The organism is Parvularculales bacterium, from assembly GCA_036881865.1.
Lineage (GTDB): Bacteria > Pseudomonadota > Alphaproteobacteria > JAPOUT01 > JBAJNM01 > JBAJNM01.
The window spans coordinates 1-18,963 of record JBAJNM010000023.1 but is presented as its reverse complement, the minus strand read 5'-3'; the positions used below and the strand labels follow the sequence as shown (position 1 = coordinate 18,963).

The window sequence follows — 18,963 nt, the reverse complement described above, 5'->3', positions numbered from 1 at the left end:
ACCATGGCAGAGCGCTAACAGAACAAAAAGATAAAGCGCTAATGCCCGGTAGCAGGACGAGCCGGATCCGGAAGCTTGTCACGCTCCGCACTCATGGTAGCGGCTTTTTCTTCTACCAGCGCTACAATATGCTCTACCATATTCTCATTGGACATTTTATGGTCGGCACGTCCATTAACATACACCATACCGTTGTTGGCACCACCACCGGTAAAGCCTATATCCGTCAGTGCCGCTTCACCCGGCCCGTTTACCACACAGCCCATGATAGATAACGTCACCGACTCTTTAATATGTTGCAAACGTGTTTCCAAAACCTCCACCGTCTTTATCACATCAAACCCCTGCCGAGCACATGATGGGCACGCTATAACCGTTACCCCATGACGACGCAATCCCAGAGATTTCAATATTTCAAACCCTGCTTTGACCTCTTCAACCGGATCAGCAGAGAGTGATACGCGAATCGTATCGCCGATGCCCGCCCATAATAAAGACCCTAAACCAATAGCCGTTTTAACTGTTCCTGAAGTTATTCCTCCCGCTTCCGTTACTCCCAAGTGCAAAGGGCAATCGATGGCCTCCGCTAACTGCTGATAAGCCGCCACTGTCAGGAAAACGTCAGACGCCTTAACGCTAATTTTGAAGTTGTGGAAATCATTGTCCTGCAACAGTCGGGCATGTTCAAGGGCGCTTTCTACCATGGCTTCCGGACAAGGCTCACCATATTTTTCCAACAAACGACGCTCCAAAGAACCACCGTTAACACCAATGCGCATGGAGCACCCATAATCTCTGGCCGCGCTAATAACCTCCTGCACCCGCGTCGGCGTGCCAATGTTGCCTGGGTTAATGCGCAAACACGCCGCCCCCATCCGGGCCGCCTCAAGAGCACGCCTGTAATGAAAGTGAATATCCGCTACAATCGGAACACGGGCAGCCCTTACAATATCGCCAAGAGCCGCCGTAGATGCCTCATCCGGACAAGACACCCGTACGATATCCACACCGGCTTCTTCCAGACAGCGTATTTGCTCAATGGTTGCCCGCGCATCGCTCGTTGGCGTATTGGTCATAGATTGCACCGTAATGGGCGCATCGCCCCCCACTGGTACATCACCCACAAAAATCTGACGGCTATGCCGACGTTCAATCTGTCTCCAAGGGCGATAATGATCCGCAAGGTTGTATTGTCTATCGTTTTGCATGGTTGCTTAGTGCATTTGCTTTGGCTTCACAAGGCATCATGTCATCTTGTTTCTTAAAAAACTCTGATGAGATTATACCCCCTGATACCCTATTTCTAGTAGCGGTAATACTCCGGCTTATAGGGACCCTGAGAATCAACACCTATATAATCAGCCTGCTCACTGGTTAAAGTCGTCAAAACAGCCCCTAAACGACCTAAGTGTAAAGAGGCTACTTTTTCATCTAACGTTTTAGGCAACACATAAACCTGTCGTTCATAAGCCGCATGATTGCCCCACAGTTCAATTTGCGCCAACACCTGATTGGTAAAAGATGCACTCATCACAAAACTTGGATGTCCCGTAGCGCATCCCAAATTAAGCAAACGCCCCTCTGCCAGCAAAATAATGCGCTTACCATCGGGAAATTCTATCTCATCTACCTGCGGCTTGACGTTATGCCACGGATGATTCCGCAAGGAGGTTATCTGGATCTCAGAATCAAAATGACCGATGTTGCCGACAATAGCGCGATCTTTCATGGCACGCATATGCTCCAGCGTAACGACATCCTTGTTGCCGGTCGCCGTGATAATAATATCGGCCCGTGAGGCCACTTCGTCCACAGTGGATACTTCATAGCCCTCCATGGTAGCCTGAAGAGCACAGATGGGATCAATTTCGGTAATAACCACTCGTGCCCCTTGCCCACGTAGGGATTCAGCACACCCCTTCCCCACATCGCCATAGCCACACACAACCGCTAGCTTGCCTGCTAACATAACGTCCGTAGCCCGCTTAATCCCATCCACCAAACTTTCCCGACATCCGTAATAATTGTCAAACTTAGACTTAGTAACAGAATCATTCACATTAATAGCAGGCACTTTCAACGTGCCCGCCTTCGCCATCTCATACAAACGCAACACGCCGGTTGTGGTTTCCTCCGAGAGCCCGCGAACCCCCTCAAGGTCATCCGCATACTTTTCATGCATAACCTGAGTTAAGTCCCCTCCATCATCAAGAAGCATATTGGGACGCCATCCGTCCGGCCCCGCAATGGTCTGCTCTACACACCGCCAATATTCTTCTTCTGTCTCCCCTTTCCACGCAAACACCGGTACACCTGCTACAGCCATAGCGGCGGCGGCATGGTCTTGCGTTGAGAATATGTTGCACGATGACCAACGTACTTCAGCACCCAGTGCCATCAGGGTCTCAATCAAAACGGCAGTCTGAATAGTCATATGCAGACAGCCCGTTATGCGCGCGCCCTTAAGGGGTTGGGATGCCCCAAATTCATCCCGCAGAGCCATTAAGCCCGGCATTTCGGTCTCGGCAATCTCAATCTCGTGGCGGCCCCAGTCCGCCAAGCTTAAATCGGCCACTTTATAATCTGCGCCACCTACTGCGCCAATCCTATCATTCATAAATGTTCCTGTGGTGTTTGCGGTGATTCCTTCTGGCCTCGTATAGCAGACCGGAGCGACCCTATAAAGTCATCTTCTACACTTTAGGAGTTTAATCTTCATTAAAACGCGCAGCTACAAGGGTAGCAAGGGCACTAAGAGCGGCCGAGGCCTCTGGCCCCGTAGCCTCCAGTACAAGTCGCACGCCGGGTCCGGCGGCTAACATCATCAACCCCATGATGGATGTCCCTGACACTGTCTGACCGCTACGGATAACGGAAACTTGGGCATTAAAACCGGCGGCGCACTTAACAAATTTAGCCGACGCCCGCGCATGAAGACCACGGCGATTTATAATCTCCACCTCCTGCCTTAAAGGCTCTGTCACCCTTCACTGCTTTTGTTGGATAACAACTCACTGGCGATAGAAATATATTTCCGGCCGGCTTCCTGAGCTTGGGTGGCGGCCCCCATCAGAGAAGTTTCCTCCCGCACGCTCGCTAATTTAATCAACATCGGCAGATTAACGCCCGCAATGACCTCTACCACTGCACGTTCCATAATGGATATGGCCAGATTAGACGGTGTCCCCCCAAACATATCCGTTAACAACAAAACTCCCTCACCGCTATTGACAGTTTCTACTGCATCCAGAATATCCTGACGGCGGCGCTCCATATCATCATCCGCGCCAATAGACACAGCCTTTGCATTCTCCTGCGGACCAACCACATGCTCCATAGCCGACAAAAGCTCGCGGGCAAGGTTGCCATGGGTGACTACAACCAGACCAATCATCGTCCCGTCTTTCTCTTGCTTTCTTGCATACCGTGCTCATGATATTCTTGTTTCCGACAAACCTCATTCAGAGCCAGATGCAACTTATAAAGCGCAGAGGACTCAAAAGGCGATATCTTCATCAAAGGGACTCTCATACCAAAAAAAATCCGGTGACACTCCTCCTCCGGCAGACGCGGTACTTCCTCACGAGGCGTTAAGGCTACAACCAGTCGGACTACAACCTCCGGTACATAGTCAAACCGGATAATGCCGACGCCTCGTACCTCCATGCGCCCGGCTAAAACAGGAGCCGGACGTGCTACAAGCTGATTCTCTACCTGACGCAGGGCTATCCGGTCATCTCCTACCAGCCGGGCCTTACCATCCGGTGCTTGAATGAGTCGCAAAGCAAGGTCAGATTTACCGCTCCCTGAAGGTCCCGTTAGCAAAATGCCCCAACCCCCGACAGCAACGCATGTCGCATGAATCGTAGAGGTTGGCGCCAAGGTCAAATCCATGTTTTCTCTTTGTACCATGCCTTATCATACGCCTTCTCGAATTGTTACGCTACCAGCCTCTTGCACCATCCGAGGCGCCCCGCTATGACTAGTCAGTGTCGTTCTAACAGCAGAGGAAACCGCCGTGACAGATAGCGCCACACACACAGGGTTGCAGATTGGCTCAGACGGAGTTGATATTCATGGGCTTGAAGAGGTTACCGCCGTCCACTGGAATCATCGCGCAAGCACCCTTTATGAGATGGCGCTCGCGCGCAATGAGGGGCAAGTAGCAGAGAACGGGCCTTTGGTAGTAACGACGGGGCAGCATACTGGCCGCTCGGCGAAAGACAAGTTTATTGTTCAGGATAGCGAGACGACTGATAGCGTCTGGTGGGATAACAATAAATCCATAACGCCGGATCATTTTGAGACCCTGCATCGTGACATGCTGGACCACGCACGAGGGCGGGAGATATTTGTGCAGGAGTTATTTGGCGGGGCTGACCCCGACAATAGACTCGCCATTCGGGTTTATACGGAATATGCGTGGCACTCATTATTTATTCGCAACCTGCTGATTACGCCGGAAGAAGCATCATGCCCTGAGTTTAATACATCTGACATGATGATTTTAGACCTGCCTAGCTTCAAGGCCTCACCGGAACGCCATGGCATCCGCACCGAGACTGTTATCGCTTGCGATTTCACCCGCAAAATTGTGCTGATTGGTGGCACGAGCTATGCTGGTGAAATTAAGAAATCGGTGTTTTCTGTCTTAAATTATTGTCTACCACCGCGTGGTGTTATGCCTATGCATTGCTCGATTAATGTCGGCAAACAGAAAGATTCAGCGATTTTCTTTGGTCTGTCCGGAACCGGCAAGACGACCCTTTCTGCCGATCCCAATCGGGTCTTGATTGGTGATGATGAACATGGTTGGTCAGAAAATGGCGTGTTTAATTTTGAGGGAGGTTGCTACGCCAAGATGATACGTCTTGACCCTGAGGCAGAGCCGGAGATTTATGCCACCACCCAACGTTTTGGTACGGTTTTGGAAAACGTCGTCATGGACCCCCGCACCCGCGTTCTAAACCTTGATGATGCCAGTCTTACCGAAAACAGTCGGGGGGCGTATCCTTTATCGTTTATTCCCAACGCTAGCGACGCAGGGCAAGCGGGACACCCAAAAACTATCATTATGCTGGCAGCAGATGCCTTTGGTGTATTTCCACCCATAGCGCATCTGACACCAGCTCAGGCTATGTATCATTTTCTGTCCGGCTATACCGCCAAGATAGCGGGAACTGAAAAAGGTGTCACGGAGCCGGAGGCTACATTCTCCACCTGTTTTGGCGCACCCTTTATGCCGCGCCACCCGTGTGAATACGGCAAGTTGTTAAAAGATTTAATTGCCCGCCATGGAGTTTCCTGCTGGCTTGTGAATACGGGCTGGACAGGTGGTGCTTATGGCGTAGGACGACGGATGCCTATTAAAGTTACCCGCGCTTTGTTAGCGGCAGCCCTTGATGGCTCGCTGAATGATGCGCCCATGCGCACTGATCCTAATTTTGGTTTTGAGGTTCCGGAGGCTGTACCGGGTGTTGACGCAAAGATTTTAGACCCCCGCACCAGCTGGAGTGACGTCACCGCTTATGACCATCAGGCGGCGCGTTTGGTTTCTATGTTTATTGATAATTTTGAGCAATTTGCGGGCGACGTTGACTCTGACATCAGCGACGCGGCCCCTGCTCCCGCTCAGGCTGCGGAGTAACAAAGCCACGTCACGATGAGCACCTCAGATGCACCCCCGGGCATTATGCGCGTTTATGGGTGCAAAATTTCTTATTACACGGGCAAGTTAGAGACTTACCTCAGATATCGCTCAATTCCTTATGAATCTCTTCAGACTGTTGGCAATGAAAAAAAGTTGATTGCCGGCGCAGGGGTTGTCCAGATGCCGGTAGTGCAACTGACTGATGGGCGGTGGATGACAGACACCACTCCCATGATTGCCTGGTTGGAATCTCAGCAAGACGCCCCTCATATATACCCTGTAGATTCCGCCCTGAATTTTATAGCACTCTTGATTGAGGACTATGCTGACGAATGGCTCTGGCGACCCGCCATGCACTATCGCTGGAGTTATGGTGCTGACCGGCGGTATGCCGCTGAAGCGCTGTATAATGAGTTGATTGCGGGAACTTTGCCCATCCCGAAGTTTATAGCCCTTAGACTCTTGAAGCGCCGCCAGCTTGGTGGGTTTGTTCGCAGAGATGGTGTCAATGTCAAAACCCGCTTTCATGTTGACCGTACCTACCTTACGGTCCTTGACCGAATGCAAACCATCTTTGAGCATCGCCCTTTTATGTTGGGACAAGCGCCCACCATTGCTGATATGGGTATGATGGGCCCCATGCTTCGACATTTTGGTCAAGACCCCACACCGGCTGAGATTATGCGCAATCGTGCTCCTGCCGTTTATGAATGGGTGGCGCGCATGTGGAACACAAAATCCTCTTCTGATGGCAATCCTCTCATCAGCAATGCCGATGACGGGCTTGAAGATTTTTTAGATGAGGTTTGTGAAACTCATCTGGCACAATTGCGTCAGAATGCTGAAGCTTTCAGGGGCGGCAACAAACGTTATGACCAGATCATTCAGGATTGCCACTATACGAATGTTCCCACCTCCCGCTACCGCGTTTGGTGTCTGGAGGTTTTACGACGCGCTTGGGCGAACCTTCAACCCGATATGCAGAAGAGAGTGCGTGCGCACATGAAATCTCCTGCTGCCGATATATTGTGGGATGACACTGAACTGGCACCCTCAAATTATGACAGTGAGCGTAAGGCTCCTTTCAACAAGGGCATCAACGTCTTTGGAAAAGGCGTGCCACCACGGTGAAGATCCGGGACGATTTTAGGGATGCCACAAAATTTTTCTCGTAGCCTAAATAAGCGAAAAATAGGCTATAAGGATTCAAAGAGGAGGCGCAGAGTATCAACCTCCGGGGAGGCTCAGAGTGTCAATCGCATAGGGTGCGCATGGGAGGCAGATGCATAGGGGGTAGGACAGAGGAGGTATGCGCGGGGGGTGGTATTTAGTGGGCCTCGTCCCAATTGGAGGCGGCGCGGGCGTCCACAACAAGGGGGACAGAAAGTTCCACCGCCGGATGAGGAGCGCGGGACATGACCTCAACTGCAACGTTTTGGGCCGCTTCCACTTCATCGTCAGGGGCTTCAAAAATCAGCTCATCATGGACCTGCAATAGCATACGGGCCGACAGTCCCGCCTCCTCAAGGGCACGGGGCATCCGCACCATGGCGCGGCGGATAATATCTGCCGCCGTACCCTGAATGGGAGCATTGATGGCGGCGCGTTCCATAAATCCGCGACGGGCGGCGTTGTTTTTTTCGTTAATGGCGGGGATATGGATTTTGCGCCCAAAAAGAGTGCTGACAAACTCCGTCTTGCGGCATGTCTCTTTGGTGTTTTCCATATAATCGCGAATCCCGGGAAAGCGCTTGAAGTATGCGGTGATGTAGTCGCCCGCCTCGCCTCGCGCGATCTTCAACTGACGCGCCAGCCCGAATGCTGAAATGCCGTAGATAATGCCGAAGTTGATCGCCTTGGCCCGGCGGCGGGTGGCGGAATCCATCTCCTTAAGGGGGACACCGAAAATCTCGGAGGCCGTCATGGCGTGAATATCCAGCCCTTCGTGAAACGCCTGTTTGAGGGTGTCTACACCGGCCATCTCCGAGAGGATGCGCAATTCTATCTGGGAGTAATCGGCGCTGATGAGCCGGCATCCGTCTTCGGCTATGAAGGCGGTGCGGATGCGGCGGCCATCCTCTGTGCGTATGGGTATGTTTTGCAGATTGGGGTCGCTGGATGACAACCGCCCCGTCGATGTCGAGGCCATGGCATAGGATGTATGCACCCGCCCCGTGTCGGGATTCACAAACTCCGGCAAGGCATCGGTATAGGTGCTTTTGAGTTTTGATAATTGCCGCCATTCAAGAACGTGTTCCGGTAATTCGTGGCCCCGGGCGGCAAGGTCGTCAAGAACATCGGCACCGGTTGCCCATGCGCCGGTGCGTGTTTTGGTGCCGCCGGGGAGATTCATTTTGTCAAACAGGATTTCTCCCAATTGTTTAGGGGAGCCGATGTTGAATCTTTCCCCTGCCAGTTTGTGGATGGTTTTTTCCATGGCCTCCATCTTGGTCGTAAACTCACCGGAGAGAAGCGCCAGCCGTGCGGCATCAACCCTGACGCCGGCCGCCTCCATTTCCGTCAACACCGGTACAAGAGGCCGTTCAAGGGTTTCGTAGACGGTCATCATGCTTTCAGATACAAGGCGGGGCTTGAGGGTGAGGGCCAGACGCAAGGTCACGTCGGCATCCTCTGCGGCGTAAGCGGTTGCCTTGTCCAATGGCACTGTGTCAAAGGTTGTTTGTGTTTTGCCGCTTCCCACGACGTCTTTGAAGGGTATGGGCTTGTGGTCCAGATGGCGGCTCGAGAGTTCGTCCATGCCGTGAGAATTCCGTCCGGCATCGAGCGCATAAGACATGAGCATGGTGTCATCTATGGGCGCTACGTGAACGTCGTGCTGACGGAAGACGAGCATGTCGTATTTTATGTTCTGGCCGATTTTAAGGATCGCCGGATTTTCCAGAACAGGTTTGAGGATGTGGAGAGCGTCTTCCGTTTTGATTTGTTGCGGTGTGTCTCCGTCAAGGCTTAATTCGCCGGTTACGCCGTGGAGAAGCGGGATGTAGCAGGCGTGTCCCGGTGTGGTGCAGAGGGATATGCCTACAAGGCGAGCGCGGAGGGCGTCAAGGGTGTCGGTTTCTACGTCCACGGCGACCTGTCCGGCATGGATGATGTTGTCCGCCCAGACCTGAAGGGCTTTGAGGTCTGTGACGGTCTCGTAAGCACCGGTATTTACAGGAGCGGTGACGGCATTCTTAGAAGATGCAGAGGGCGTGGCCGGTGCAGAGGAATCAGATGCGGCAGCCTCTTGCGGTGCATGCCGGCCGGCGGGAGCGATGGCGTCGGCATCCACCTCCAGACCTGAAGCAATACGCTTCGTCAGGGTCTGAAACTCCATGTCTTTGAGAAAGCCGATGAGGGTTTCGGGGTCGGGAGGCCGGCGTTTCATCTCATTGATGGGGAGGGGCACGGGAGCGGCCCGCTCAAGGCGGACAAGATCACGGGAGAGGCGTGCCTGATCAGCGAAGGCGATAAGGTTTTCGCGGCGCTTGTGTTGCCGGATGCTGTCCGCCTGCGCAAGAAGGGTATCGAGATCGCCAAAATCCTGAATAAGCTGGGCTGCGGTCTTAATACCAATGCCGGGAACGCCCGGCACATTGTCGCTGCTATCACCGGCGAGGGCCTGAACGTCGACAACTCTTTCCGGCAGCACGCCGAATTTTTCCTCTACCTGCTCTATGCCGATGTGTTTGTCTTTCATTGTATCAAGCATGGTGACGCGCTTTGTGACCAGTTGCATGAGATCCTTATCGGACGAGATGATCGTCACCTGCGCACCGGCCTGTTCGGCGTGGGTGGCATAGGTTGCGATGAGATCGTCGGCCTCGAAGCCTTCCAGTTCCACGGCGGGCAGAGAGAAGGCCCGCGTGGCGTCGCGCACAAGAGAGAATTGCGGAACAAGGTCTTCCGGTGCAGGTGGACGGTGGGCTTTGTATTCGGGGTATAGGTCGTTACGAAACGATTTTCCCGAGGCATCAAAGATGATGGCGATGTGGGTTATGGGGGTTTCGGTCGGGATTTTCATTTCGCCGATGAGGCGATGCATCATGTTGCAAAATCCGCTAACGGCTCCGACGGGCAAACCATCGCTTTTTCGGGTAAGGGGCGGGAGAGCGTGATAAGCCCGAAAGATATATCCGGAGCCATCAACAAGGCAGAGGTGATCTTTCTTGTTGATGTCGCTGGCTGGAGATTTTGCGGGCATGATCCCGGGAGCATATCATGGTGACGGAATGCCATGAAGAGCGGCTTTTTGTATGCCCTGAATGCGGGTCACGTTATGTATATCTAATGAGGAGACCCGGGCACCTCCTGCGGAGCTACCTGCGGTGCCCAAGCATCCACCGTTCCGGCTGCGCTTCGCGGCTGCTAAACCAGAGCAGCCAGTTCGCTTGCGCCTTGCTGTTGTCCCTGCGGCAGAGCCGGTGAGGATACGGGGGCATCGACTCTCTCCGGAGGTCTAAAACCAGCCGTACATTTCGTGATTCATCAGTTCTGATCACGGTCAATAGCTGAAAAGCACCGGCCTAAAAACTGATGAAATCTGAAATTGCATTCTTCCAAATGGCTCAAGGGTCCGGAACTGTAAGACCGGCTTCCGATGCCCTTTTGGACTCCTTCGCAAAATGGAATATCTTCGAGATGAACAGTTCTCAGGCGTTCTTTTAACCTGCGAACGATATCTTCATCTTTGCTACAGTCTTGAGGAAGCAAAACGTGGATACGAAGGAGGAAGCGGTCCTTTTCGATATTGCACATTTCATACCAGCCACCGTCTTTTATTAATCCACCCTCCGAGAAAAACATCAGGGTCAAAGGAAAGACACATCCGACCACGAACGAATCCCCCGGGCTCGTTTTCGGCGGATTCTCAAGCACTGTGAATGCTCTACCATAATCCGAGCAGTAAGTTTCCAGCCCCGGATTAGTCTGCTGAAGTGTATTCTTATGTGCACCTATATGGTGGTATGACTCGAGGAAATTCTCGACCATAATTTTCCAGTTCCAGGGCGAATCAAATTCAAGATATCCGACAGAGACCATGTCTGAAGGATTTAGAGGCTTCAACCGTTCCGCCAGCGGAGCGAGCTGAGGACCAAGAGGTTCCGCATCACCTGACAAATTAACGAACACCCAGCCGTTCCATTCCTCGTGACGGTAGGATGGCAAGTTGCACTTTAACGGATCAAAAAGACCAGACTTCTGCATACCGGGTGCTGATTGAAAGGACCCATCCAGATTGTAGCTCCAAACGTGGTATGGACAGGTAAGAGCATTTGCACTGCCCGCCCCTTCTACAACAGGCATCGCCCGGTGCCGGCAAATCCGTGACAGAACATTGATTTTGTTGGCCCGGTCCCGGGTTACGACAAGCGCCTCACCGCAAATATCTGCTGTGCGGTAGTCTCCCGGATTTGCAACCTCGCCGGTGCGGGCAACCGGCATCCAATTTTTCCTGAACACCTGCTCCACTTCTTCATTAAATACATCGTTGTCAAGGTAGGCGGCCTGAGGAAGCGTTTTTGCAAACGCTAAACTATCGGCAACGCCGGAGTAAACCTGACAGGCTCTTGTCATATCAATTTTCTTTCAATTCAAAGTGGCTTCCGGCGGCAATCTACTCTTCCCATCAGCTAGTGTAGATAATCTTCGGTTTTATCCAAAACTGCTTTTTTGTTCTTCTATAGCCGTTACCTCAGATTTCAAATCATTTTTGCCGGCTTTATCAGAAAGGTTTTTCAAACCATGCCACATCCCAATATTGATCAAACTTAAAGCCTACCTCCCGAAACAGACCACAAGGCCGAAACCCGAGGCTCTGATGAATAGCCACGGAGGCCGGATTCGGTAAGACAATAATTGCGTATGCACGATGGATATCCGTTTCAGATAATCCTGACAAAAGAACCTCATAAAGGGGCCGCCCATACCCCTGATGACAGTATTGAGGGTCAAGATGGATGCTGGTTGCCACTGACAGGCCGTAAGCCGCTTTAGGACGAAATGGTGTGCTGCACACGTAGCCTATAATGCAACTATCTTTTTCTGCCACGAGGCATTGATAGCGTCCTTCCTCTTCAAACAACTCAAACCATGATGCCCGCCGCTCTTCCAGAGAGTAGGGGGTGATATCAAAAGTGGCAACCGGTTCTCGTTCGAGGATATAGTGATTGTAGATATCCAAGATACTGCTTAAGTCAGAGAGGTGTGCATGACGAATGACACATCTGTCATTTATGGTGGAAGGGAGTTGTGTCATCCACCGGTCGTCTGTTGGAACATGGTCATGAGGACCGGATGTGGTTGAAGCGCACTGCGCTTATTCTCCACCTCAGCAAAAGCCGAGCCGGCAGATTCAATCACCATGTCAATATCCGCCGCAGTCATCGCATCGCATAAGAACATATTGTGCCAAGGGTGAACATATACACCTCTTTCCACCATTGCAGCCGCCCAGGCGTACCCAAGGCGGAAGTCAGGATCATCTTCAAACAGAATTTGAGGGAGTTGTACGGGACCGGTTTGGCGGAGAGAAAAACCGGCTGCACGCGATGTTTCGTCCAATCCGGACCGCAGGCGTTCGCCGAGTGCCGTTACATGCTCCAGATATCTGGTCTCTCTTATAAGGCTAAGGGTCTTGATCGCTGCGGCCATGGGAACCGCTGAAAACCAGAAAGATCCGGTCGCATATATAGCACCCGCTCCGGTGCGGGCGCTATCGGACCCCAAAAGAGCGGAAATGGGATGGCCATTGGCAAAACTCTTACCCCATGTGCTCAGGTCTGGGCGCACCCCGATGAGTTCCCAACTGCAATCCCGCGTCAGCCTGAACCCTGCACGAATATCGTCAACAATAAGCAATGCCCCGGTTTCGTCGCACAACTCGCGCGCACGTTTTGCATAAACCGGATCAGGTAGCGCCTGATCGGTAAAGGCGTCGTGCTTGAACGGCGTGGCGAAGATACCGGCAAGATCATCTCCGGCCGCTTTAACTGCGGCTTCCAGACCGGCGGCATTGTTATATTCATACGTCTGCATAAATGCCCTGTCTTCCGCGATCACACCGGCCGGGATTGGTGTGCACCACGGGGCTGCCCCATGATAGGCACCATCGGCTACCAGAATGATGCGCTTTCCGGTTTGCTCTCTTGCAATTGTTTTGGCCATCGTTGTGGCATCAGTCCCGTTTTTGCAGAACATTGCCCAGTCTGCATGACTGACCATAGAGACGAATGTTTCAGCCAGTTCAACCATGAGGGGCGATGGACCCGTCATAGTATCTCCCCGCGCCAGCTGTTCGGTAGCAACGGAATCTACCCGTTCATCGCCATAACCAAACAGGTTTGGTCCGTAAGCGCACATGAGGTCAAGGTATTTGTTTCCGTCCGTATCCCACAAACAGGCGCCGCGAGCCTTATCAAAGAACTGGGGGAAATTTTCCGGAAGCAACAGCGTTGACTCGTGCCCATATACTCCGTTTGGCAAGACAGATGCAGCTCTCTGCCGGAGTTCGCGGTCATTTTCGAGTTTTCGTATCATTTGGTTATCTCTTTGTCAGGCGGCATGTCTTGTCAGGCTTATGGTAACAAGCCACCTGTGGAATTAACAGAAAGTTAATCCCTGTCCGGTTTACTCAAGTAAATAATGCTCTAAAAATTATAATGAGAACCGAACATCTACAGTCAGGCGGTTATACCCTTCGGATTGTCAGCGCCTTAATGCTCTATAGCAAATATCTAAAGCCGTATCACAATCCGTCATCGCCTTGTCATATTCGCCCTTGCCGCTCCATGCCGAACTCCGGGTTATGTAGGCATTCACCGCTTCCGGATCATCATGTTTAAAAAGCTCTATCGCCTTAGTGAAATCCGCAATTGCCTTATCATGCTCGCTCTTTCCATTCCATGCACTGCCCCGGTCCGCGTAGGCTTTTGCCGATTCCGGACTATCAGGTCCAAAAAGTTCTATGGCGCTAGTGTAATCTGAAATCGCACCACCATAATCACCACGTTCAAAACGCTCAGCACCGCGCTTATTAAATTCCTGCGGTGTTTGGGGTTCCCGTTCACCCGCCATATTATTCTCCCTTAGCTGTAGAGAATCACTGATTCGGGAATCATATACCCATTTATCCAATTTTTCATAAACAGCTCAAAATGACTCTCCCGCAGGATGAATCATTTCTTACATGACGTTATGAGACGATAACCTAAATCAAGAGTGTCATAATCCAGAAGGTATCCGTATTTTTTCTCCCAGACTCCGGATTTCAAATCCTCATCAAGTTTCTCAAGTGCAGGCTTAATGCCATCCATTTCAACGTTATCCGCTGACCAAAAACACGAAATGGCTTTACGCACTGAAGGATCAAGATAGGCTACAGGACGCCGCCAATAAGCTCCAAAGAACCCATCACTGCAGTCATGAGGGACAGGAACAACATCAACAGATACCGGGCCCATAAGTTTTTCGTATGCACTTAGCGGCGGTAGCCCTTTTTCAATATTCAAAGCAACGCATTGCGGCAGGTAATCGTCTAACCAAAAACCGCCTTTCGAAGGATCATGCGTCAATATAATCACCGGTCCCTTTGAGACCCGGCGCATTTCAGAAAGACCCTTACTCAGGTCAGACCAGTGATGCACCGTTAAGATCGCCATAGAGGCATCAAAATGATCATCGTCAAAGGGCAGGTTCTCCGCATACCCTTGCATTACTTTTGTCTTGCCGGGTTTGCGCTGGGAGATCATTTCTGCGGAAGGGTCGATTGCGGTAACGCACCGGTCATGCGGTTCATAAGACCCCGTACCGGCTCCCACATTTAAAACCGTTCCGGCACTTCCCAGTGCCTTCCATATTGAGTTTTCAATACGGCTATCCGGCTTCCTGAAATCGGAATAATTTATACCGATAGTGTCATATTTTGCGTCCATACTACGCCTTACCTCATTGTCGCTATCCGGCGCATCATGTTGCAAATCCGCTAACGGCTCTTACGGGCAACCCGCCACTTTTTCGGATAGAGAGCGGGAGAGCGTAACGTTAGTCGCGTTTTACGCCGGTCCGGCCGGCCTGAGTCAAGCGCACGGAGTGGAGCAGGCCGTAAACCATGCCCCGACCCTCACGGCGCACCTTATCAATTATTGAGCCGCTTTCAGACGCCGAAACGCTTCCGTATTTTTGAGAGCCTCATTGGCCTGAGAAAATTCAAAAGGGGTTCTCCCCTTTTTATCCTCGGCCGCTCCATCAGCGCCATAATCCAGCAAAAGTTCCACCACCGCCGGAGTTTCGCTACTGAGCGCTGCCACATGCAGGGGCGTGATGTCACCCTTAGCACGGGCATTTATATCTGCCCCATGCTTCAGTAGCACTTCCACTACCGCCGGTGTTTTGCTAAAGCGCCCCGCAGCATGCAGGGGTGTTAGCCCATTAACCTTATCACGAGCCTCCGTATCGGCCCCACGGTCCAGTAACAATTCCACCACTGCCGGTGTCCGGCTGGCCGCTACAGCCCCGTGCAAGGGTGTTAACCCTCTCTTGTTGCTGCCGTTGACATCAGCGCCCCGGCCGAGAGCCGACTCTACATCGGCTACCGTAGCCGTCTGCCAAAATGACAGGTCCAGCAACACATTGTCCTGCGCCTGAAGGGGCGAGTGCGAGACGGCTAACAACAACAGACACCCAAAAAAGATACTCGTTTTCGTTCTCATGTCATATTCCCTCAGTTACGTTCTTTAGCGATAGCTAGCATATCTGCCATGATGGCGTCCAATACGGAATTCATGCGGGGGTTAGAAATGCCTGACAGGGTGATGTTGAAGATGATTGTATATAATCACCCTTTTAGTGAAAAGAAATAATGTTACCCTAGCGCTGACGGAGCGCTGTGGAATACTTCGGCTAAAACAAAAATGGAGGTTTATCATGGGATTTGAAAAAACTGAGCGGGTACGCGAGCTTGATGCACAATTGTCCACCTTTATGGATGAGCATATTTATCCGCGGGAAGAAGATTATGAAGCCTTCACGCTGGAGCCTAAAAACCTGTGGAAGCAACCCGACTGGTTTGATGAATTGCGTGATAAGGCCAAACAGGCCGGTCTGTGGAATCTGTTTTTGCCGAAAGAATATGCGCCGTGGAGTCCGGGGCTGAGCAATGTTGAAATTGCCGTGCTGTTTGAGACCATGAGCAAAGTCACCTGGGCGCAACCGGTGTTCAATTGCAGTGCGCCGGACCGTGGCAATATGGAAGTACTGGCAAAATACGGCACGGCCGGGCAACAAGAGCAATGGCTGAAACCGCTATTGGCCGGTGAGATCAGGTCCGCTTACGCGATGACCGAGCCGCAAGTGGCATCAAGCGATGCAACCAATATGGAATTGCAGATCAAGCGTGACGGAGATAATTATGTGTTGAATGGCTGCAAATGGTGGACAACCGGAGCGGTCGGGCCGCGCTGCAAGGTGATGCTTGTTATGGGACAAACCGATGCCTCCGCGCCCCGCCATAAACAACACTCAACCATTCTTGTGCCGCGCGACACGCCGGGTGTTGAACTGGTGCGCCCGTTGCGGGTCTTTGACAATCTGCACTCGCCCGGTGGAGAGGCCGAATTGCTGTTCAAAGATGTCCGCGTACCGGTCAGTAACATGATTAAAGGGGAAGGCTGCGGCTTTGAAATTGCGCAAGGCCGGTTGGGGCCGGGGCGCTTCCAATACGCCATGGGGTTTGTCGGTCTGGCACAACGCTGTCTGGAACTGATGTGCGCGCGGGCCGATGAGCGGGTCGCCTTTGGTGAGAAACTCATCAAAAAGACCAGTGTGCAGCATGAAATTGCCCGCAGCCGCTGTGATATTGAACAATGCCGTTTACTGACGCTGCAAGCGGCCGAGGTGATGGATCGGGAAGGGCTGGACGCGGCACGGCCTTATATCTCCATGGTGAAAATTGTTGCACCGCAAATGGCGCAAAATGTTGCGGACCGCGCCATGCAGATTTTCGGCGGCAAAGGGGTCTGCGAGGATACGCTTATTCCCGCCGTATTTACCCGGGCGCGGTTTTGCCGTATCGCCGACGGTCCCGATGAAGTGCACATGTCGCAACTCGGAAAGATGACTTCACGCGAATTAATCGCCGGTTAGAGGAGAGACAGAAATGAAAATTGAAGGACAAAATATCGTCGTGACCGGTGCCGGAAGCGGTATCGGGCGTGCGCTGGTTAAAAAATTTGCCGCCGAAGGCGCCAATCAGGTGGTCGCCGTCGATATCAACACCGCAAATGCACAGCAGACAGCCGAAGATCATGGCTGCGTCGCCATGAGCGCCGACGTGGCTCAGGAAGCGGATATCAAACGCGTTATCGAAGAGACGGAAAGCGATTTTGGTCCGATTGACCTGTTTTGCAGCAATGCCGGCATCGGCATGGGCCCGAGCGAACAATCGCCCAATGAAGAATGGCAAAAGAGCTGGGACGTCAACGTCATGGCGCATGTTTATGCGGCGCGGCATCTGGTGCCCCGGATGATTGAACGCGGTGGTGGTTATTTCCTGAACACCGCCTCAGCTGCCGGTCTGCTTAACCAGATCGGTGCAGCCGCTTACGGGGTGAGCAAACATGCCGCCATTGGCTTTGGCGAGTGGCTCGCCCTTTCCTACGCGCATCAGGGCATTAAAGTATCCATGCTGTGCCCGCAGGCGGTACGCACCGGCATGACCTCGGATAGCGAATCCTCGCGAGTAGCGGCCGTTGACGGCATCATGGAAGCGGACGAGGTTGCCGATATCGTTGTTGACGGGCTGGTTGCGGAATCGTTCCTGATCCTGACGCACCCGACGGTTGAGACTTATATGAAAAACAAGACCGCCGATTATGACCGCTGGATTGGCGGCATGAACCGTCTACAGCTCAAAATCAGCGGCGCATCCTGATTAACATATCATCGTGACGGGATTTAGAAATGCCTGATGACTCTGCCTTCGGCGTCAAAGCATCCACCGTTCCGGCTGCGCTTCGCGGCTGCTAAACCAGAGCAGCCAGCACGGAGTAAAAGCCTCACAGGTTAATACTGATGGTCAGAGATATGGGCTTCGCGTCCAACCTACCGAAACCCGTCGTCACAAGACCCACCGGGTCTTGTTGACCCTGTCAATTCATCCACCGGCAGAATGCTGTCTCCTTTTATTTTATATGATTTTTTCGGAAGACAGAGCACCTGCGGTGAGGACGTACGGAGCGAACCATCAGGTTTCGGCTTCACGGTTGGACCTAAAGCAGAGCGTCCATCCAACTCAAATACAGCAATATTTGTCCAGCACGGAGCAAAAGACTCACTGGGTCTTTTGCTATCAACCCTGCCGGATGGCAGGGTTGACCGTTTGAACCATGCGGATTTCCTTGTTTATTTGCAAAAAGCCTGACGGCTTTTTACGGGCAGAACGCTAACTCAATACCCGCTTTAGAAATCAAGGTCGAAGCTGCCTATGCCGAACAGTTCGGTTGCGGCGCCGGCATCATGGCCCGGATGGCGGGTCACACCGGTGCGGATCTCCGCACTCAGGCTTTCATTGATCACGCCACGGTAGCCGATACCAAGCGTCATCTCACGGCCCGACGGCGTCAGCGATATATCAACATTACCCTGCAGCAACCGGCCGTCAACGGTACGACCCGTCGGCAGGGACAGTCCCAGTTCGCCCATCTCAACACGCAGCGGCTGGCTCAGGATCACGCTCAGCCGGTCATCCGGATTGAGCACGCTGCCACCGGTCAAACCCGCCGAGAACGCACTGGCGATCACCGGCGAGGTATCCTTCACAAGTCCCAGCGACGGCGCATCGGGACGCGACACGCCGCCATGCGCCTGCGCCAGCAAGGTCCATGTGTCAGACAACCGGCTCGCCACCGTCACACTGCTAAACAGCGACGGCACCGACGCCGGCGTGCCGAACACGCCCTCCGACGCCAGGCCCAGTATCTGACCGTCCTCCATCAGCAGTCCCGTCTGCACCGACAGCGACGTAAAGGCCGTCGGCCTCAGGGCATAATCCACAACAACACCATGAGCCACCATGTCGCTATCCAGACTCTGGAAGCCGTCATTGTTGGTCGTCATCCCCGTGCCGCTAAAGGCCGCCATGCGCAGGATACCGTCACCGTAGCGCTGACCCATACCAAACGTGTAGCCCTTCTCGGCAAGGCCGAGGAACGGATTGATAAACGCCGAGGGGTCGGCCGTCAGCAGCGGCGCACTCTCTATGGCGCGCAGTCCCAGCGGCAGGCCGTGGCCGGCATGGTCGGCCATCAGCACATGGG

At 52.8% G+C, this 18,963-nt stretch carries 18 protein-coding genes; 5 read left to right on the top strand and 13 right to left on the bottom strand.

All coding sequences use genetic code 11. From position 1 onward, the window contains the following. Positions 1–38: 38 nt before the first annotated feature. From ispG to V6Z81_06365, 5 genes are all read right to left on the bottom strand, one after another. Positions 39–1,208 carry a flavodoxin-dependent (E)-4-hydroxy-3-methylbut-2-enyl-diphosphate synthase gene (gene ispG, locus V6Z81_06385; GenBank protein ID MEG9862115.1) on the bottom strand — a complete coding sequence of 390 codons (1,170 nt, stop codon included), beginning with the start codon at positions 1,206–1,208 and terminating at the stop codon, positions 39–41. 95 nt (positions 1,209–1,303) lie between these two features. Next, positions 1,304–2,617 carry an adenosylhomocysteinase gene (ahcY, locus tag V6Z81_06380; protein MEG9862114.1) on the bottom strand — a complete coding sequence of 438 codons (1,314 nt, stop codon included), beginning with the start codon at positions 2,615–2,617 and terminating at the stop codon, positions 1,304–1,306. A gap of 91 nt (positions 2,618–2,708) precedes the next feature. Continuing rightward, positions 2,709–2,984 carry an HPr family phosphocarrier protein gene (locus V6Z81_06375; GenBank protein MEG9862113.1) on the bottom strand — a complete coding sequence of 92 codons (276 nt, stop codon included), beginning with the start codon at positions 2,982–2,984 and terminating at the stop codon, positions 2,709–2,711. Further along, positions 2,981–3,394 carry a PTS sugar transporter subunit IIA gene (locus tag V6Z81_06370; protein MEG9862112.1) on the bottom strand — a complete coding sequence of 138 codons (414 nt, stop codon included), beginning with the start codon at positions 3,392–3,394 and terminating at the stop codon, positions 2,981–2,983. The genes V6Z81_06375 and V6Z81_06370 overlap by 4 nt, the downstream gene beginning before the upstream one ends. Further along, entirely contained in the window at positions 3,391–3,894 is a 504-nt protein-coding gene (locus tag V6Z81_06365) for an HPr kinase/phosphatase C-terminal domain-containing protein (GenBank protein MEG9862111.1), read from the bottom strand. Before V6Z81_06365 ends, V6Z81_06370 begins: the two co-directional genes overlap by 4 nt. 124 nt (positions 3,895–4,018) lie before the next feature. Here V6Z81_06365 and V6Z81_06360 point away from each other — a divergent pair, with 124 nt between their 5' ends. Both V6Z81_06360 and V6Z81_06355 read left to right on the top strand, forming a co-directional pair. Continuing rightward, a complete protein-coding gene (locus V6Z81_06360) occupies positions 4,019–5,647 on the top strand; it encodes a phosphoenolpyruvate carboxykinase (GenBank protein MEG9862110.1) in 1,629 nt (542 codons plus the stop codon). 15 nt (positions 5,648–5,662) lie between these two features. Further along, entirely contained in the window at positions 5,663–6,781 is a 1,119-nt protein-coding gene (locus V6Z81_06355; GenBank protein MEG9862109.1) for a glutathione S-transferase N-terminal domain-containing protein, read from the top strand. A 196-nt stretch (positions 6,782–6,977) separates the two neighbouring features. Here V6Z81_06355 and polA read toward each other — a convergent pair whose 3' ends face one another. The 7 genes from polA to V6Z81_06320 form a co-directional block, all read right to left on the bottom strand. Then, complete coding sequence (gene polA / locus V6Z81_06350) at positions 6,978–9,854, bottom strand: DNA polymerase I (protein ID MEG9862108.1); 2,877 nt, start codon at positions 9,852–9,854, stop codon at positions 6,978–6,980. Positions 9,855–10,138: 284 nt separating this feature from the next. After that, the gene (locus tag V6Z81_06345; protein MEG9862107.1) at positions 10,139–11,227 is read right to left on the bottom strand and encodes an aromatic ring-hydroxylating dioxygenase subunit alpha; all 1,089 of its coding nucleotides are present in this window, start codon (positions 11,225–11,227) and stop codon (positions 10,139–10,141) included. A 148-nt stretch (positions 11,228–11,375) separates the two neighbouring features. After that, a complete protein-coding gene (locus tag V6Z81_06340) occupies positions 11,376–11,909 on the bottom strand; it encodes an N-acetyltransferase family protein (protein MEG9862106.1) in 534 nt (177 codons plus the stop codon). Then, positions 11,906–13,189, bottom strand: a complete 1,284-nt coding sequence (locus tag V6Z81_06335; protein ID MEG9862105.1) for an aminotransferase class III-fold pyridoxal phosphate-dependent enzyme — start codon at positions 13,187–13,189, stop codon at positions 11,906–11,908. The genes V6Z81_06340 and V6Z81_06335 overlap by 4 nt, the downstream gene beginning before the upstream one ends. A 168-nt stretch (positions 13,190–13,357) precedes the next feature. Continuing rightward, positions 13,358–13,726 (bottom strand): hypothetical protein, encoded by a 369-nt coding sequence (locus tag V6Z81_06330; protein MEG9862104.1) that lies wholly within the window; start codon positions 13,724–13,726, stop codon positions 13,358–13,360. A 101-nt stretch (positions 13,727–13,827) separates the two neighbouring features. Further along, positions 13,828–14,583: a class I SAM-dependent methyltransferase gene (locus V6Z81_06325; protein ID MEG9862103.1), complete on the bottom strand. Its 756-nt coding sequence runs from the start codon at positions 14,581–14,583 to the stop codon at positions 13,828–13,830. A gap of 207 nt (positions 14,584–14,790) precedes the next feature. Further along, positions 14,791–15,360 (bottom strand): ankyrin repeat domain-containing protein, encoded by a 570-nt coding sequence (locus V6Z81_06320; protein ID MEG9862102.1) that lies wholly within the window; start codon positions 15,358–15,360, stop codon positions 14,791–14,793. Positions 15,361–15,574: 214 nt separating this feature from the next. Here V6Z81_06320 and V6Z81_06315 point away from each other — a divergent pair, with 214 nt between their 5' ends. From V6Z81_06315 to V6Z81_06305, 3 genes are all read left to right on the top strand, one after another. Beyond that, complete coding sequence (locus V6Z81_06315; protein MEG9862101.1) at positions 15,575–16,792, top strand: acyl-CoA dehydrogenase family protein; 1,218 nt, start codon at positions 15,575–15,577, stop codon at positions 16,790–16,792. A 13-nt stretch (positions 16,793–16,805) separates the two neighbouring features. Beyond that, entirely contained in the window at positions 16,806–17,579 is a 774-nt protein-coding gene (locus tag V6Z81_06310) for an SDR family oxidoreductase (protein ID MEG9862100.1), read from the top strand. 237 nt (positions 17,580–17,816) lie between these two features. Further along, positions 17,817–18,068 carry a hypothetical protein gene (locus V6Z81_06305; protein MEG9862099.1) on the top strand — a complete coding sequence of 84 codons (252 nt, stop codon included), beginning with the start codon at positions 17,817–17,819 and terminating at the stop codon, positions 18,066–18,068. A 38-nt stretch (positions 18,069–18,106) separates the two neighbouring features. On the opposite strand, the gene V6Z81_06300 is transcribed toward V6Z81_06305, so the two are convergent. Then, positions 18,107–18,963 (bottom strand): hypothetical protein (locus V6Z81_06300; protein ID MEG9862098.1); only part of this gene is annotated, 857 nt, incomplete at its 5' end.

Bases quoted from the DNA above. Each gene is read 5' to 3' on its own strand.
- V6Z81_06330 (MEG9862104.1), bottom strand. From the start codon at position 13,726: ATGGCGGGTGAACGGGAACCCCAAACACCGCAGGAATTTAATAAGCGC.
- V6Z81_06355 (MEG9862109.1), top strand. From the start codon at position 5,663: ATGAGCACCTCAGATGCACCCCCGGGCATTATGCGCGTTTATGGGTGC.
- V6Z81_06320 (MEG9862102.1), bottom strand. From the start codon at position 15,360: ATGAGAACGAAAACGAGTATCTTTTTTGGGTGTCTGTTGTTGTTAGCC.
- V6Z81_06340 (MEG9862106.1), bottom strand. From the start codon at position 11,909: ATGACACAACTCCCTTCCACCATAAATGACAGATGTGTCATTCGTCAT.
- V6Z81_06310 (MEG9862100.1), top strand. From the start codon at position 16,806: ATGAAAATTGAAGGACAAAATATCGTCGTGACCGGTGCCGGAAGCGGT.
- V6Z81_06370 (MEG9862112.1), bottom strand. From the start codon at position 3,394: ATGATTGGTCTGGTTGTAGTCACCCATGGCAACCTTGCCCGCGAGCTT.
- V6Z81_06365 (MEG9862111.1), bottom strand. From the start codon at position 3,894: ATGGATTTGACCTTGGCGCCAACCTCTACGATTCATGCGACATGCGTT.
- polA (MEG9862108.1), bottom strand. From the start codon at position 9,854: ATGCCCGCAAAATCTCCAGCCAGCGACATCAACAAGAAAGATCACCTC.
- V6Z81_06305 (MEG9862099.1), top strand. From the start codon at position 17,817: ATGCTGTCTCCTTTTATTTTATATGATTTTTTCGGAAGACAGAGCACC.
- ahcY (MEG9862114.1), bottom strand. From the start codon at position 2,617: ATGAATGATAGGATTGGCGCAGTAGGTGGCGCAGATTATAAAGTGGCC.
- V6Z81_06335 (MEG9862105.1), bottom strand. From the start codon at position 13,189: ATGATACGAAAACTCGAAAATGACCGCGAACTCCGGCAGAGAGCTGCA.
- V6Z81_06325 (MEG9862103.1), bottom strand. From the start codon at position 14,583: ATGGACGCAAAATATGACACTATCGGTATAAATTATTCCGATTTCAGG.
- ispG (MEG9862115.1), bottom strand. From the start codon at position 1,208: ATGCAAAACGATAGACAATACAACCTTGCGGATCATTATCGCCCTTGG.
- V6Z81_06345 (MEG9862107.1), bottom strand. From the start codon at position 11,227: ATGACAAGAGCCTGTCAGGTTTACTCCGGCGTTGCCGATAGTTTAGCG.
- V6Z81_06315 (MEG9862101.1), top strand. From the start codon at position 15,575: ATGGGATTTGAAAAAACTGAGCGGGTACGCGAGCTTGATGCACAATTG.